The sequence below is a fragment of the Methylophaga marina genome, assembly GCF_030296755.1.
GTDB classification, from domain to species: Bacteria; Pseudomonadota; Gammaproteobacteria; order Nitrosococcales; family Methylophagaceae; genus Methylophaga; species Methylophaga marina.
The window spans coordinates 303,675-320,552 of record NZ_AP027741.1 but is presented as its reverse complement, the minus strand read 5'-3'; the positions used below and the strand labels follow the sequence as shown (position 1 = coordinate 320,552).

Here is a 16,878-nt window from a genome sequence, read left to right as displayed (position 1 = left end):
TTGTAAAACATCTCTTGCACCGTGTTTCTAACTTAACTGTGAGGTAACTTCATGAAGTTCTCCAATCTTCGTATTATCAGCTTCTTGCTGCTTTCTTTTTCTCTTCTGATTGTTCCCTTTTCAGCGAATGCTGAACAAAAAGATAAATTCAGTATTGCCTGGACAATTTATGCAGGCTGGATGCCATGGGACTATGCGGCAAATGCCGGTATCGTCAAAAAATGGGCCGATAAATACGGCATTGAAATTGACGTGGTACAAATCAATGACTACGTAGAATCCATCAACCAATACACTGCAGGTCAGTTTGATGGCTGCACTATGACGAATATGGATGCCCTGACTATTCCTGCTGCGGGCGGTGTTGATTCTACAGCGTTAATCCTGGGTGACTTTTCTAACGGTAATGATGGCATTGTTCTTAAAGGCAATGATAAAAGCTTAAAAGACATTGAAGGTCAAAATGTTAATCTCGTTGAGCTCTCTGTTTCACATTATTTATTAGCACGTGCACTGGATACCATTGGTCTGAGTGAGCGTGACGTCAGAGTCGTGAACACATCAGATGCTGACTTAGTCGGTGTGTTTAACGCGGATGATGTGACGTCAACCGTTACCTGGAACCCGCTATTATCTGAAGTGGCATCTATGCCAAATACCAGTAAAGTGTTTGATTCCTCGCAAATTCCTGGCGAAATCATTGATATGTTGCTGGTCAATACAGAAACGCTGAAAGATAACCCCGCTTTCGGTAAAGCATTAACCGGCGCTTGGTATGAAATCATGGCGCGTATGGCGGCTGAAGATACTGATGCCTTAAGTTTTATGGCAAAAGCATCGGGTACAGATCTGGAAGGATATAAAGCACAGCTGGCGGCGACCAATATGTTTTATGAAGCAAAAGAGGCAGTCGCTTTTGCTGAAAGCAAGCAATTACCTGAAACCATGAAATATGTCAGTGAGTTTTCATTTGAACATGGGCTGTTAGGTGAAGGTGCGATGGATGCTGGTTTTATTGGTATCGCTTACCCAGATGGCACCGTGGTTGGTAATTCGGCTAATGTAAAACTGCGTTTTGATTCGTCTTTCATGTCCATGGCAGCTGACGGTTCTCTGTAACCGTCATCAGTCCGAGAATCATTATGAAACGACTTATCAATCAGCAGCCCAGTAAAGCCGGTAAATGGTTATTAGGTGCTTTACCTTTCATCCTGATTTTACTGGTTTATCTGGTCGCATCGAATGAACGCCTGGCGGTGAATCCAAACGATAAACTAATGCCTTCATTTGAAGCATTCGGTCATGCGATTCACACCATGGCGTTTGAGCCGAGTAAGCGTACCGGTGATTATCTTCTGTGGGCTGATACGCTGGCAAGTTTGCAACGGCTGGGGATTGGTGTGGGCATCAGTGCACTTATCAGTCTGGTCGTTGGCATTTTAATTGGCATTATCCCTTTACTTCGTGCCAGTTTTGCACCGGTTGTCACCGTTATATCACTGGTACCGCCATTAGCCATTCTACCTATCCTGTTTATTATCTTTGGTTTAGGTGAAGTCGCTAAAATTACTTTAATCGTACTGGGTATCACGCCTTTTCTGATTCGTGATGTGCAGCTACGTGTCATGGCCTTACCTGAAGAACTCATCATCAAGGCACAAACCCTAGGCGCCTCAACCTGGCAATTGATTGTGCGGGTAGTGCTGCCTCAGGTCTTACCAAAGTTGATTGATGCCGTGCGTTTGAGTCTGGGTGCGGCTTGGCTGTTTCTCATTGCCGCAGAAGCTATCTCGGCTACAGAAGGACTTGGCTATCGTATCTTTTTGGTCAGACGTTATCTGGCGATGGATGTCATTTTGCCTTATGTGTTGTGGATTACCTTATTAGCCTTTCTGACTGACTATCTGTTACGTCGTTTGTCTTTATATGCCTTCCCCTGGCAACAAACTGAGGGAGGGGCTAAATGAACAATATTGAACTGAAAAAGTTATGGAAAGAGTACGGCGATAATGTCGTGCTCGAAAATATCAACCTGACAGTGAAAGCAGGGGAGTTTATAACGCTGGTGGGCGCTTCAGGCTGTGGTAAAACCACCTTTCTGAAAATGCTGCTGGGCACAGAGAAACCCTCTCGGGGAGAACTATTACTGGATGGTGATCCCATTCGTGATGAGCCCGATGCTAACCGTGGCATCGTCTTCCAGCGTTACTCTGTTTTTCCACACTTGAATGTAATTGAAAATGTCATGTTGGGTGTGGAATTTGGTCAATCAAAATTATTGGGTAGATGTTTTGGCAGCAAGCGTCGACAGGTCCGTGCCCAAGCTCAGGAAATGTTAGAACTTGTCGGGCTTGGTCATGTCGCCAATCAATATCCCACTTCTTTATCTGGCGGTATGCAGCAACGCTTAGCGATTGCCCAGGCCTTAATCAAACAACCCAAAGTGTTATTGCTGGATGAGCCATTTGGGGCGCTTGACCCTGGTATTCGTTCAGACATGCATGCCTTGATTTTAGATATCTGGCAAAAAACTGGTATCACCATTTTCATGATTACCCATGATTTAACCGAAGGGTTTTATTTGGGCACTCGCTTATTGGTGTTCGATAAATACCGTCAAGACCCAGATAACCCAAATCGATACGGGGCATCCATTACTTTTGATATTCCCGTCGGTGACACAAGGAAATCCACTTTGGATGACATCTCAAACACAATGAAACAAAAGCAGGAAACAGTATGAGCGAGAAACAAAACGATCTGATTTATGAGGATACATTGCCTGGTGGCACGCATTGGTCAATGTTAGTCAGAAAGGGCACAACACTGCGTCTGATTGATAAAGAGGGCGGTGCGAATGTCGGTATGCTCTTCTACAACCCGATGAATAAGCTGGAGCGTTACAACGCGCCAGACACCTTGAAATGTCAACATACATTCAAGCTGACGAAAGGCCATTGTTTGTACTCAGATATGGGACATGTATTTTGCTCTATCATCGATGACAGCGTTGGTTGGCACGATACTGTAGGCGGAAACCTTTCCACTGAGAAAATGAAAAACCGTTGGGCTGATAGAAGTTATCAGGAAGCGGGCAATGACTGGACCTTAAGTGGCGAACATGCATTTTTGGTGGAGTTAGCCAAATACGGCATGAACCGTCGTGATATGGCGGCCAATCTGAATTTGTTCAGTCAGGTCAAAACCGATGCTGATGGCAATATGCAGTTTGTTGAAAACAATAGTAAAGCCGGTGACTTCATCGATTTACGTTTTGAGATGGATACGCTGGTTATCTTCCATACCTGCCCACACCCGATGAATACCGCTGAAACCTACCCCAAACATCCCGTTATCTATCAGTTAAGAGAATCTGCACCGGTGACTGAAGATGACGAATGCGTGAATCACTGTGCAGAGAATCAGCGTGGTTTTGAGAATAACCGTATCTACCATCAATGCGGTCATCATCATTAATTAGGGAAGAATATTGTTGTGATTAAAGAAAGTAATTTAAACCCTGAAAAAGCCAGCTATCGTGAAGAAGTGTTAGCAGGCGATTATTGGATGCATGAGCTCAAAGCCGGCGAAACGCTGCGAATTGTTGATTCACATGGTAATCAGGCCGCTGATACCCTGTTTTACAGTGCGGCTGATCCCAGTGAAAGATACAGTGCAATTGATACGTTACGTGAACAAGGTAATGTTTATCTCACTGCAGGAACAACCCTGTTGTCAAATCTTGGCAATCCTATGTTAGAAATTACAGCAGACACCTGTGGCCGACATGACACGCTGGGCGGTGCCTGTGCCACAGAATCTAACACCGTGCGTTATTCACTGGAGAAAAAGACCATGCATGCCTGCCGTGATAGCTGGATGCTGGCGGTCGCTGAAAATGAACATTTTGGTGTCAGCAAACGTGATATCACTCATAACATTAATTTCTTCATGAATGTTCCTGTAACAGAAGACGGTCAACTGACCTTTGCTGATGGTATTTCCGAAGCCGGTAAATATGTAGAAATGACAGCGAAGATGGATGTGATTGTGCTGATATCTAACTGTCCACAGTTGAACAACCCTTGTAACGCTTATAACCCAACCCCTGTAGAAGTGGTTATCTGGAGCTAAGACGGATTATGTTTCGGGACGACCTGAAACAACGCATTATTTGCTGGGACGACCCAGATTAGGAATACCCATCATGTTTAAGAAAGTTCTAATTGCTAACCGTGGTGCCATCGCGACACGGATTACTCGCACTTTGCATGAGATGAATGTTCAGGCAGTCGCTATATATGCCGAAGCTGATCGAGACTCATTGCATGTCAGTGCTGCAGATGAAAGCTACTCACTTGGCGAAGGCCGTGCCAGTGAGACTTATCTTAATCAACAACGCATTATTGAGATTGCCAAACAGTCTGGTGCTGAAGCGATTCACCCCGGTTATGGTTTTCTGAGTGAAAACCCCGGATTCGCTCGTTTATGTGAACAAAACAATATTGTTTTTCTCGGCCCCACTGCAGAACAGATGGAGTCGTTTGGCCTGAAGCACAGTGCCCGGGCATTGGCAGAAGAGAACGATGTGCCTTTATTACCAGGCACAGGCTTATTAACCTCTTTAGAAGATGCCGTAACCCAAGCCAATGATGTCGGCTATCCCGTCATGCTCAAATCTACTGCTGGTGGCGGTGGTATCGGTATGAACCGTTGTGATGATGAAGCTTCATTACGTCAGGCGTTTAACTCAGTTAAAAACCTCAGTGCTAATAACTTTTCCAATGATGGGGTATTTCTTGAGAAATTTATTACTCGTGCCCGTCATATCGAAGTGCAGGTGATTGGTGACGGGGAAGGGCATGTTCTCGCCTTAGGTGATAGAGATTGTTCCAGCCAACGCCGTAATCAGAAAGTCATTGAAGAAGCGCCAGCACCTAATATTCCTGATGATGTGCGTGCTGAGATGCAGGAAGTCGCCGTCAGACTGATGTCTGCCATTCATTATCGCAGTGCCGGTACCGTGGAATTTGTCTACGACGCCGATAATCAACAGTTTTACTTCCTGGAAGTAAACACCCGGTTGCAAGTTGAGCATGGGGTCACGGAAGAAGTCTACGGCGTCGATCTGGTTCGCTGGATGGTCGAGGTCGGTGCGAAAGAGTCTCAATTACCTGCTACAGCACCTCAACCTAAAGGCCATGCGATTCAGGTGAGATTGTATGCTGAAGATCCGCATAAACAGTTTCAGCCGTCTTCAGGTTTACTGACAGAAGTCATCTGGCCAAAGAGTGAGGCCATTCGTGTTGATTATTGGGTGAAAGCCGGTATCGAAGTCTCTCCTTTTTATGACCCGATGTTAGCCAAAATTATCAGCCATGCTGATAACCGTGAGTCAGCTCATACAAAACTACTGGCAGCCCTGGATGAGTTACAGGTTTACGGTATTGAGACCAATGCCGATTATGTCGGTCAGATTTTACAAGATGATGCATTCTTAAACGCGGCGGTCACCACGCGTTATTTAGATAGTTTTGTCTATCAGCCTTCGACGATCAATGTCCTGTCACCAGGCACTATGACAACGATTCAGGATTATCCTGCACGTGTTGGTTATTGGGATATCGGTGTACCGCCGTCTGGGCCATTTGACAGTCTGTCATTCCGTTTAGGTAATCGTTTATTAGGTAATGATGAGTCCTGTGCGGGTCTGGAAATCACTTTGTCTGGGCCTGAACTAAGCTTTAACGTAGCGACCAGTATTGTGGTGACTGGCGCTGAACTGAGTATTGAGTTAAATGGTGAAGCGCAATCACCATGGCAAGTTATTTCAGTACAAGCCGGTGATAAGCTGAAATTAGGTCAGGTAAAAGGCACGGGCGCCAGAGCGTATCTATCAGTGGCTGGTGGTATTCAATGTCCGGAATATTTAGGTTCACGTTCTACGTTCACTTTAGGTCAGTTTGGTGGACATGTGGGACGTACCTTAAAAACAGGGGATGTATTACATATTCTGCCTGAACAGCAAGTCTCTGATAATGCGGTGATGGCAGCTGCTTTACAGCCTGAAATTGAGCATCATTGGGATATTCATGTGGTGTACGGGCCACATGGTGCACCCGACTTTTTCACTGATAATGATATCGAGATGTTCTTTTCCACAGACTGGAAAATTCATTACAACTCCAGTCGTACCGGCGTGCGTTTGATTGGGCCAAGACCAGAATGGGCAAGAACCGATGGCGGCGAAGCTGGTCTGCATCCTTCTAATATTCACGATAATGCCTACGCTGTTGGGTCTATCGACTTTACTGGGGATATGCCGATTATTCTTGGGCCAGATGGACCCTCTTTGGGTGGTTTTGTTTGTCCGGCAACCGTAATTACCGCTGATTTATGGAAAGTGGGCCAGTTAAAAGCAGGAGATACCGTTCGCTTTATACCTGTATCGATTGAAACAGCCAATGCCTTAGAGCGTGCACAAAATCAGGCGATTGATGGTTTAAGTCAACAATCAGTATCCGTAGAGCCTGCCGTTATAGATACGCCTGTTCATGCCATTAGCAAAGATGCTTCATCAGGGATGGATATCACCTACAGACTGGCAGGGGATCACTATCTCTTAGTCGAATTTGGTGAGCAAACCTTAGATATCAATCTGCGGTTTAAAGTACATGCCTTAATGTTGTGGTTACAGGAACAGGCGGTGACGGGCATTTTAGAGCTGACGCCAGGTATCCGTTCGCTGCAGGTGCACTATGACAGTATGGTGTTATCGCTTGATGACTTAATGACTGTATTAAAACAGGCAGAGAAAGATATCCAGCATGTGGATGACTTAGATTTACCCACGCGTATTGTGCATATCCCGATTTCCTGGGATGACGAAGCTTGTCGTTTAGCCAGCGAAAAATATATGCAATCAGTCAGAGAAAATGCACCGTGGTGTCCTGACAACATTGAGTTTATTCGCCGTATCAATGGTCTTGACTCAGTAGATGATGTGAAGAAGATCGTGTTTGATGCCAGTTATCTAGTGATGGGACTGGGTGATGTGTATCTCGGTGCGCCGGTGGCGACGCCAATGGATCCAAGACACCGTCTGGTAACGACAAAATACAATCCAGCCAGAACCTGGACCGCAGAAAACTCAGTGGGAATTGGTGGCTCGTATCTTTGTGTGTATGGCATGGAAGGGCCGGGTGGTTATCAGTTTATCGGACGTACTCTGCAAATGTGGAATCGTTACGAAACAACCAAAGAATTTACCAAGCCCTGGTTATTACGTTTCTTTGATCAAATTCAGTTTTATGAAGTCAGCCATGATGAGTTAATGCAGATTCGTCGTGACTTTATTCATGGTAACTATGAACTCAAGATTGAAGAAACACGCTTCAATTTAAAAGACTACAACGCCTTTATTGAACAACATCAAGCTGAAATTGATACGTTCACCAGCATGCGTCAGAAAGCCTTTAATGAAGAATTAGAACGTTGGAAACGTGATGGTTTATTGCATTTTGATAGTGGTGATCAACAAGCCGAAGTGAATGAAGCTTTATTGCCTCTGGCAGACAATGCGATATCAGTGGATAGCCCATTGAATTGCAGTATCTGGAAAATCGAAGTGGAAGAGGGGCAAGACGTGAAAGAAGGCGACACCTTGATGATTTTAGAAGCGATGAAAATGGAAATTCTGGTGACAGCACCGCAGGCAGGTAAAGTGACTTCACTTTCCAGAAAAGCAGGATCACAAGTAGGTATGGGTGACCGTTTATTAGTGTTGGAGGTTGAATAATGTCACAACAAAATATGACCATTGCGGCATTGCAGCAGGCGTATCAAACTGGTGATTTATCGCCAAAACAAGTTATTGAGAATGCCTTAGAGCGTTGTCAGCAATACCTTGATCACAATATCTGGATCGAGTTATTCAGTATGGAACAACTTCAGCCTTATCTGGATGCTTTGGAAAACAGCAGTATTGAAGAAAAACCGTTATTTGGGATTCCCTTTGCCATCAAAGATAATATTGAGTTGGCTGGGTTCCCTGTCACGGCGGGCTGTGAGGCTTATACTTACACGCCCGATAAATCAGCCTTTGTTGTACAGCAATTGATTGATGCCGGAGCGATTCCGCTAGGTAAAACCAATCTTGACCAGTTTGCTACCGGGCTTGTGGGCGTGCGTTCGCCTGAAAAATGGGGACCATGCCATAACAGTTTTGATAAAGACTATATTTCTGGTGGCTCAAGTTCAGGCTCAGCAGTGGCTGTGGCATTAGGATTAGTCAGCTTTTCACTAGGTACAGATACAGCTGGGTCAGGACGTGTGCCAGCCGCCTTTAATAATCTGATTGGTTTAAAACCAACTCGTGGTTTATTGAGTACCGATGGTGTCGTGCCAGCCTGTCGTAGCTTGGATTGTGTATCTATTTTCAGCTTGACGACGGATGATGCCAATACCGTATTTAATGTCGCCGCTGAGTTTGATGCCAATGATGCGTTTGCCAGACCCAATCTGGATACCAATAAAGGTAACTACGGTCAGTTAGCCGAGAGTACGTTTAGTTTTGCTGTGCCAAAACCTGATCAGCTGAATTTTTTGGTGATGCAGAATATGCTGAGCAGTTTGAACAAGCGGTAAAACATCTGGAAAGCCTGGGTGGTGAGAAACACTTTATCGATTTCGAACCATTCTTTACTGCGGCCAGACTGCTTTATGAAGGCCCTTGGGTGGCGGAGCGTCGTGTGGCAACAGAAGGCGTCAACAGACAAGCTATGCTGCAAGTCATTCAGGATATTCTGGCGACACAGGAAGATGCCCGAGCAGATGACTTATTTAAAGCGGAATATAAGTTACAGGCTTGCCGACAGCAGGTAAGAGACGTGTTGCAAAGCTATGATTTTATTCTGACGCCAACAGCTGGCACCACCTATACCATTGAACAGGTACAGGCTGACCCGATAAAACTTAATAGTAATCTGGGGCATTACACTAACTTTATGAACCTGCTCGATTGCAGTGCGATAGCGGTACCGACAGGATTTATTTCATCGGGTTTACCGTTTGGTGTGACCTTATTTTCACGTGCTTTTAGTGATGCCCGATTATTAAGTTATGCCAATTTGATGCAGCAGACATTACGATTGCCTTTAGGTGCGATGGATGTTGCCTGCCCAGATTCATCAGCGGCTATCTCAAGCTGTGGTGATCGTATCACTGTCGCTGTGTGTGGAGCGCATTTACAAGGACAACCACTCAATTATCAATTGACAGAGCGGGGCGGCGTATTTTTAGAGAAAACGGTAACAGCTAACACCTATAAGCTTTATGCCTTAGCGGGTGGTCCGCCCAAAAGACCTGGATTAGTTCGTGATGAAAGCGGGTCAGAGATTGAAATGGAACTTTGGTCTTTACCCACAGCAACGTTAGGCTCTTTTCTGGCAGGCATTGCAGCCCCATTAGGTTTGGGCAAGCTTGAAGTAAAAGATGGACGCTGGGTTACAGGGTTTATCTGTGAGTCTTATGGCCTTGAGCAGGCGACCGACATTACATCTTTCAGATCTTGGCGTAAGTATTTGCTGAATAAATAAGCGATATAAAAAAGCCGTCATTGATGACGGCTTTTTCAGATAACTAACAGTTGCCTTTTTTGCTTGGCCAGGCGGGCAGAAATGCCCCTGATGGTTTTCATGATGACGTTTGTCATGATGTTCGCTGTGACCTTCTTCATCAGTGTTAACGGCGACACCAGTGGCTGCACCTACAGCACCACCAATCATTGCGCCTTCGCGACCACCCACCTCATTACCCACAGCAGCGCCTATAGCACCACCGATGCCACCACCTACTGCTGCATCGACTGTGGAGCTATCAGCATGAGCAGCAAATGCTGTCATCAACAATGGAATGATCAGGAATTTTATTTTCATATTGTTATTCATCCTCTTTACAAATAACTAGTGCACAACATAACTAAATATAAAAAGGATGGCAATTATTCGCTAGGCTGATCAATTTACAGCAACGCGGTTATCTGGTGTTTTTATACCGGCTTTACCTCGTAATAAAGTCGATGTGGCAGATACAATATAGGCATCTAAACGATGCTCCAGTTTCTCTGTGTCAACAGCGTCATGAAGCGTGTTTGCAGAAGCTTTTGGTAATAACTCATAGTTATATAACGTTGCATTGTTGTCTGTTGATTTAACCAGCACTTTATTATCATCAATGATAGCTGTGGTTGGATCTGAGCCTGATGGTTTAATGACAGCAAATCCGGCGTCATTAATATTTAATAAATCACGGCCCCAGCAGTTATAAGTGGTATCTCCACCCATTAAACCCGCGACTGTCGGTGCAATATCGACTTGAGCGCCGACCGTTGAGTTAGTGTGACCATATTTTCTGACAACATCTGGACCAATCACTAACAGCGGCACATGAAATTTAAGCATATCAATATCAGTGACTTGATTGGGCGTGCTAAAACCATGATCACCCACTAAAACAAAGAGTGTGTTATCGAAATAATTTGATTTGGCTACTTTTTTGAAAAACTGACCTAATGCCCAGTCGGCATATCGCATTGCCGTTAAATGTTCATTCAACTCACCGTGACCTGTCACTTTTGCAATAGGCAGCTGGGTAGGTAAGGCATATGGGGTATGATTGGATAAAGTCTGTAAAAAGGCAAAAAATGGCTTGTCTTTAGGCATTTTTTGTAACTCTTCGGTAGCCCGGTCGAACATATCCTGATCAGATACGCCCCAGGTAGGATCTGAGAAAACAGGATTCACAAAATCATGTCTGCCAATAAAATGCTGCATACCCTGGGCACCAAAAAAGCCTTTTTGATTATCCCAGGCAAAGTCACCGTTATAGATGTACATACTTTGATAACCCCTGTCGGCTGTCATTTGTATCAAACCGGAAAAATGGTTACTGCCTTCAGGCTGTTGCATTAAATACTCATAGTGAGGCAAGTTAGGAAAGCACGCTAATGAAGTAAACATACCTTGGTGAGTGTGTGTGCCGTTTGAGAAAAAGCGATTGAATAACAGGCCTTGTTTGGCGAGTTTGTCGAATTCTGGTGTGATGCCTTCATCATGACCTAAAGCACCGACATATTCACCGCTGAAGCTTTCCATCAGAATGAACACAACATTTAATGGTTTTTGGGTTAAACCCACACGTGCATGATAACTACGTAATACTGGTGAGTACTCGGGGTCTATAAGTTGATCAGATGGCGTTAGAATCATTTCCTCGACAGTACTGTCGGCATCAGCTAATGGCATTTTCTTGAGCCATTTATTATCACCTTTTTTGGTACCGATAACGGCTTTAGCTAATGTATAAACCCCGTTTAAGCCCAAATGATTGGCAAAAAGATAATTACTCTGGAAGGCATCACCCCAACGCAGTGGTGGTCCCTGACGTAATGTGCCTCGTGCGGCCACGACTGATATTAACAATACGACGAGAAATGCCGTCATTCTGAGGCTGTATCGAGTTTTATCAGTGGACTTGGCTTGGTTAATCCGGCTGTTTACAGTAAAGATACAAAATAATGCCGTGATCATTAGACCGATAATGATGAGGTAAGTGACGACAGGAAACCCATACCAAATCATGCTTAATACTGTTGCCGGATCTTCCTTCATATATTCAAAAACCAGGCTGTTCAGCCGTGTATGAAACTCATGATAAAAGTCGAGCTCAACGATAGCGAGAAAGATCATCACGCTGGAAACGAAGGTAAGCCAGACTGTATAGGCTTTACGGTTGCTTAAACCTTTTCTAAACAGTAAGCCAATTATTAATGGCAGCAGCGCATAAACAGTGACAATCAAATCAAAGCGAAGCCCGGTAAGAAAAGCATGAATAAGATCATGACTGGGAATGCTGGCTGTCAGATCATTGTTTCGCCATAAGAGAACGCCTCTTAGTAGCGTCTGTAACAGCATTAAAATGAATGCCGAACTAAAAATAAAATAAAGATCAAAGAATAAGTTGTTTTTATATTTTGACATGGAACATCCGAGCGTTATTGATTGCTCCAGCCTCACTTGAGAGTGGATTAGTCATATAAAGTAGGACGTCAGTCTGAATTGTTCTTATTAACAGATGCTTAAGACAGATACATGATGAGTGATATTGCTCATTAGGCAGAAACTAAGACACGATGAGCTAAAAGTGCTTCATTATTTGGAAATCAGGCCGATATAATTCCTGGTAATGCTATGAAATTTTCATATCAGGCTAAATTCAGACGATTTGTAGATACATGAGGTTGAAATGCAGTTTATTAAGAATCTTCCTATTGGGAAAAAGATTTTCAGTGTGGTGGTTATTCTTGGGCTAACGCAGCTGCTGATTTCAGCCTTTGCTATTTTTAAAATGAATGACATTTCAAGCGAATTTTCTGTCATCTATCAAATGTCGTTACCGCTTGAGAAGAATGTGGCTGAAGCCCGCCAGCTCCAGCTAAAGAAGGCCTCTGAACTACAAACACTAATGATTGATGCCAAATCTGGTGCCAGAAGAAAAGTTATCAAAGAGCATTTTGCCAAGATCGAAGCTATCACGCTGCAAACTAATCAGGCTATGCAGGATATTGTGGCCATTCTTAATGCATCCAAAGACAAAGCGTTAGATGCTGATCTTCAGGCTGATGTGGCGAGTTTGGAAGAAAATACGGCTAAAGTTGTTGAACAGCAAGCCAATTACCAGAAGTATGTCGATAGTGCGATTCAAATCATCAAGCGCGGTGGCAGTATGTCAGGTGGTGGTTATCTCTCAAAAGACGAACAAGCTCAGTTAGTGGCTATTGAAGCGAAGCTGTTTGAAAGCTTACAAGCCATGCAAGCCAGTATTGATAACATTACCAATCGTTCGGTCACTAATGTCAAGGATCTGCAAAGTTCGAGTTTACTCAGCCTGATTGCGATGGCGGTGGTATCTTTGGTTGTTGGTATCTTCATTTCCAAAATTATTATCAGCAATATCGTTACCCCCATTAAAGGTGTCATGAGCGTGCTGACGACGATGGCTCAGGATAATGATTTAACAAAACGCATGAATTTTGCCAGTAAAGATGAAGTCGGTGCGATGGGCAATGCCTTCAATAGCTTTGTCGAAAAATTACAAAAACTGGTCATGGGCATCACTGACGCTTCTGAACAATTATCGACAGCAGCCGAAGAAACGTCGGTAGTCAGTCGTTCAACTAATCAGAATATTGCACAACAGAAAAATGAAACAACGCATGTCGCATCAGCGATTACACAAATGACAGCGACCGTTCAGGAAGTGGCGAATAGTGCTGAAAAAGCCTCAGCGGCCGCAATCAAAGGCGATAAAGACTCAGAGTCTGGAAGACAAGTTGTCGAAGAAATCGTCGCTTCGATTAACAATCTTGCGGACGAAATTAACTCATCTACATCGGTCATCAGAACATTAAAGTCTGATAGTGAAAACATTGGGACTGTACTGGATGTAATCAAAAATATTGCTGAACAAACCAATTTACTGGCGTTAAATGCGGCCATCGAAGCAGCCCGGGCCGGTGATCAGGGACGGGGGTTTGCTGTTGTGGCTGATGAAGTGCGCTCATTAGCCCAAAAAACCCAGGACTCAACAAAAGAAATTGAAGATCTGATTCTCACTCTCCAACAAGGTTCGGATAATGCTGTGAGCTCAATGGAGTTGAATAAGACCAGTATTGAGGGCTTAGTCGCTAAGGCTGTGAATGCAACTAACTCACTGAAGGAAATAACAAATTCTGTCAGTTCGATAACTGAGATGAATACACTGATCGCCACGGCCGCCGAGCAACAAAGTCATGTTGTGAATGAAATTAATAACAATGTTCTCAACATTCAACAGGTATCAGAAAATACGGCCGAAGGTTCAGAGCAGGTATCACAAGCTAGTCAGGAAATTGCTCAGCTAAGTGAAAGACTCACTAATATGGTGAGACAATTTAAAGTGTCTTAAGCTGATGATCAGATAGATGAGTCTGGCTTATCTCTGATTGGAGTGACTGTTTCGCTAACGTGTTTCTATCTTCTATTCGTTTAAGTACTCATAGTCGGTAGCGATGTTTTATCTTGTTATAAAACGAATTCTTACTGGCTCATTCTGTGTTGAGGCTTTTATCTATTGCTGAGCGATGACAACATATTCTAAGATCTGATTTTCAACTGGGATATCTCAATGTCATTTGTTTTCATTTCACTGTTTGTTGTTATATTAGTTGCCGTTTTGCTTCTTTCGCTGATGAAGAAGGATAATAAACAGATAGAAAAAATGAAGGTTTATCCCTATCTGAAGCGCCCATCTTTGTATACGCCCACAGAGAGAGCGTTTAAACACAAACTTCAGCTTGCTGTAAATGAGCAATATGACATTGCTTCTAAAGTCCGTCTCTCTGATTTATTGACGTTGAAACACACCAAATCTAAGTCAGCCAGCCAAAAAGCAAGCCAATATATTCAGTTGATGTATGTGGATTTTGTTCTCAGTGATGCAGAGACGTCAGAGATTTTATGTGCAATTAAACTGAATAATAGCTCTGATGCTCAGCCTGATAAGCAGTACAATGCCTTTATCGATAATGCCTTGAGGGCAGCCAAAATACCTTTATTACACTTTTCTCCTGAAGAAAATGCTGAGCCACAACTGATTGCAGACAAAGTCAAAAAAGCCATTCATCCCGAGTTTGCTATCCATGAGTCATCTGCCATCAAAGCTGATGATATAAAAATTCTTATCAACCCTGATAACTAATTTCATCCCGATGTTCGTTAAGTGGCTAAACAGGATTTTCTTTAGCCAAAGGGCAAACGGCTAATCGTCAATAATTCACGCAAAACAAGCCCTCATGGCTTGTTAATCTTAACCTTTAGCCGACGTAAACTTATCTCTTGGCATATATTCAAAAACGTCGGAATAACAATTTGTTTCTTTCAATCCTTTCGGTTCAAGTCTATCGATTGTGCCATAGACCATTTGCGGCGAACCACAGAGATAAGCTTGAACATCATTCAGCTTGTCAAAGTCTTCCTGAATCACTTGATAAAGATAACCAAAGCGAACCGGCCAGTCTGGATCAGTCACCTCTAATACTGGTGTGAAGCTTAGGTTTCTATACTGATTGGACCAATGCTCAAACGTATCCAGCAGGTAAAATTCATTCGCTTGTCTATTGGACCAATAGATATGCACGTTTGCATCAGGCTGTTGTTTAATGATTTCTTCGGTAATTGATTTAACTTTAGCAATGCCTGAGCCTGCTGCAATTAATAGATGAGGTAATGCTAGATCTGTTTGCAGGTATGCGTTTCCCATTGCTAAAGTGACCTTCAATCTCTCATTATTCTCATACAAGGATGACAGTGTTTTTAAGATCTTATTGGCGAACTCACTGCCATTCTGAATAAAAAGTTGTAAGCGGCGTGGACGAGAGGAATCAATATTGTTTGCAATCGTGTAAGACAGTGATTGTGGTGTACCGTCATCATTCACGTCTAATTCCAATGCTAAGTGCTGACCTGCTGCGTACTCTAACTCAGCCCCTTCAGGCGCTTCTAATTCTATCTCAAAGGTTGTTGCCGTTAATGCATTTAGCTTTTTAACTTGGCAAAAGTACTCAACGACCGGATAGGTCCGAGTATTGGCAGCATCATTCATTCAATAAATCCATCAGTACATGTTTAATCATATCCATAGTCTAAATGACTTAAACAATGAATAAAAATGGTATATTTTCACATACCAATTAATTTTACTCATGAAGCTTATGATCGAACGTACCCATCTAAAAATTGTGCATGCTGTTGAAGAACATGGCTCGCTTACATCAGCCGCTAAAGCTTTATGTGTCACACAATCAGCGCTCAGTCATACCATGCGAAAACTGGAAGATAACCTGGGTACTGAAATCTGGTTACGAGAAGGACGAAGCCTGCGTTTAACACAAGCAGGTCGTTATTTACTCCATATTGCTAACAGAGTGCTGCCTTTACTTAATTACGCAGAAGATAAGCTTAAGCAGATTGCTCATGGCGAGCGTGGAACCTTAAGAATTGGGATGGAGTGCCATCCATGTTATCAATGGTTGTTAAAAGTGGTTTCTCCATTTTTAGATTCCTGGCCAGATGTTGATGTGGATGTGAAACAGAAATTTCAATTTGGTGGAGTGGGGGCGCTGCTTGATTATGAAATCGATCTATTAGTCACGCCCGATCCCTTATATAAAAAAGGGCTGAGTTTCACTCCTGTTTTTGATTATGAGCAAGTGCTTGTTGTACCTCGGCAGCATGCATTAGCAGAGCGCGATTATGCTCGGGCAGAAGATTTATCTGATGAGGTATTACTGACCTATCCGGTAGCCACGAATAGACTCGATATTTATACACATTTTCTTAACCCGGCAGAGGTCGTTCCTAAACAGCATAAAACCAGTGAGACAACTGAAATTATGCTGCAAATGGTGGCATCTGGACGCGGTGTGGCTGCCTTGCCTCGCTGGTTAGCAGAAGAATACTGTCTTAAACTGCCGCTTGCTGTGGTGCGTTTGAGTAAAGTTGGTATAGCTAAGCAAATCTATTTGGGCACGCGTGATAGTGATGAGGATATTGCCTACCTCAAAGCGTTTATAGAGCTAGCGCGTAGTTATAATCATCCTATGGGCTCGATAAACCACTGAGGTTGACACAGCGTCCAGTCAAAACCGGTTGATAATCAGCTTTTATTGTATTGCTGATATAGATGCTATGAAGTTGATGGTGACAGAGAGACTATCAGGGTTGACTGTCATTGAGACACAAATTGTCACGCTCAACAGCACGGGTAAATAAACGTCATAGC

General features: G+C 43.5%; 13 protein-coding genes and 1 pseudogene. 11 read left to right on the top strand and 3 right to left on the bottom strand.

Going from position 1 to position 16,878, the window contains the following annotated elements:
- Positions 1-51: 51 nt before the first annotated feature.
- From QUE24_RS01595 to QUE24_RS01560, 8 genes and pseudogenes are all read left to right on the top strand, one after another.
- Positions 52-1,119, top strand: a complete 1,068-nt coding sequence (locus QUE24_RS01595) for a putative urea ABC transporter substrate-binding protein (protein ID WP_286304945.1) — start codon at positions 52-54, stop codon at positions 1,117-1,119.
- Positions 1,120-1,142: 23 nt separating this feature from the next.
- Positions 1,143-1,967 (top strand): ABC transporter permease, encoded by an 825-nt coding sequence (locus QUE24_RS01590; RefSeq protein WP_286304944.1) that lies wholly within the window; start codon positions 1,143-1,145, stop codon positions 1,965-1,967.
- Complete coding sequence (locus QUE24_RS01585) at positions 1,964-2,743, top strand: ABC transporter ATP-binding protein (RefSeq protein WP_286304943.1); 780 nt, start codon at positions 1,964-1,966, stop codon at positions 2,741-2,743. Before QUE24_RS01590 ends, QUE24_RS01585 begins: the two co-directional genes overlap by 4 nt.
- On the top strand, positions 2,740-3,477 hold the full coding sequence (locus tag QUE24_RS01580; protein WP_286304942.1) for an urea amidolyase associated protein UAAP1: 738 nt from the start codon (positions 2,740-2,742) through the stop codon (positions 3,475-3,477). The genes QUE24_RS01585 and QUE24_RS01580 overlap by 4 nt, the downstream gene beginning before the upstream one ends.
- 18 nt (positions 3,478-3,495) lie before the next feature.
- Positions 3,496-4,134, top strand: coding sequence for an urea amidolyase associated protein UAAP2 (locus QUE24_RS01575; protein ID WP_286304941.1), 639 nt, complete (start codon positions 3,496-3,498; stop codon positions 4,132-4,134).
- Between the two features lie 73 nt (positions 4,135-4,207).
- The gene (gene uca, locus QUE24_RS01570) at positions 4,208-7,798 is read left to right on the top strand and encodes an urea carboxylase (RefSeq protein ID WP_286304940.1); all 3,591 of its coding nucleotides are present in this window, start codon (positions 4,208-4,210) and stop codon (positions 7,796-7,798) included.
- Positions 7,798-8,646, top strand: a complete 849-nt coding sequence (locus QUE24_RS01565) for an amidase family protein (RefSeq protein ID WP_286304939.1) — start codon at positions 7,798-7,800, stop codon at positions 8,644-8,646. The genes uca and QUE24_RS01565 overlap by 1 nt, the downstream gene beginning before the upstream one ends.
- 5 nt (positions 8,647-8,651) lie before the next feature.
- Positions 8,652-9,524 (top strand): annotated as a pseudogene (locus tag QUE24_RS01560) (allophanate hydrolase-related protein); the annotation flags it as partial.
- Here the strand turns inward: QUE24_RS01560 and QUE24_RS15990 are convergent.
- Both QUE24_RS15990 and QUE24_RS01550 read right to left on the bottom strand, forming a co-directional pair.
- Positions 9,465-9,902: a YMGG-like glycine zipper-containing protein gene (locus QUE24_RS15990; RefSeq protein ID WP_491562458.1), complete on the bottom strand. Its 438-nt coding sequence runs from the start codon at positions 9,900-9,902 to the stop codon at positions 9,465-9,467. The pseudogene QUE24_RS01560 and the gene QUE24_RS15990 overlap by 60 nt on opposite strands.
- A gap of 114 nt (positions 9,903-10,016) precedes the next feature.
- Positions 10,017-12,038: an LTA synthase family protein gene (locus QUE24_RS01550; protein ID WP_286304937.1), complete on the bottom strand. Its 2,022-nt coding sequence runs from the start codon at positions 12,036-12,038 to the stop codon at positions 10,017-10,019.
- Positions 12,039-12,303: 265 nt separating this feature from the next.
- On the opposite strand from QUE24_RS01550, the gene QUE24_RS01545 reads away from it, so the two are divergent.
- Both QUE24_RS01545 and QUE24_RS01540 read left to right on the top strand, forming a co-directional pair.
- Positions 12,304-14,004: a methyl-accepting chemotaxis protein gene (locus QUE24_RS01545; RefSeq protein WP_286304936.1), complete on the top strand. Its 1,701-nt coding sequence runs from the start codon at positions 12,304-12,306 to the stop codon at positions 14,002-14,004.
- A gap of 219 nt (positions 14,005-14,223) precedes the next feature.
- Positions 14,224-14,796: a DUF2726 domain-containing protein gene (locus QUE24_RS01540; RefSeq protein ID WP_286304935.1), complete on the top strand. Its 573-nt coding sequence runs from the start codon at positions 14,224-14,226 to the stop codon at positions 14,794-14,796.
- A gap of 108 nt (positions 14,797-14,904) precedes the next feature.
- On the opposite strand, the gene QUE24_RS01535 is transcribed toward QUE24_RS01540, so the two are convergent.
- A complete protein-coding gene (locus QUE24_RS01535; RefSeq protein WP_286304934.1) occupies positions 14,905-15,699 on the bottom strand; it encodes a ferredoxin reductase domain-containing protein in 795 nt (264 codons plus the stop codon).
- Between the two features lie 109 nt (positions 15,700-15,808).
- On the opposite strand from QUE24_RS01535, the gene QUE24_RS01530 reads away from it, so the two are divergent.
- Positions 15,809-16,717: a LysR family transcriptional regulator gene (locus QUE24_RS01530; protein WP_286304933.1), complete on the top strand. Its 909-nt coding sequence runs from the start codon at positions 15,809-15,811 to the stop codon at positions 16,715-16,717.
- The last annotated feature ends 161 nt before the right edge of the window (positions 16,718-16,878 follow it).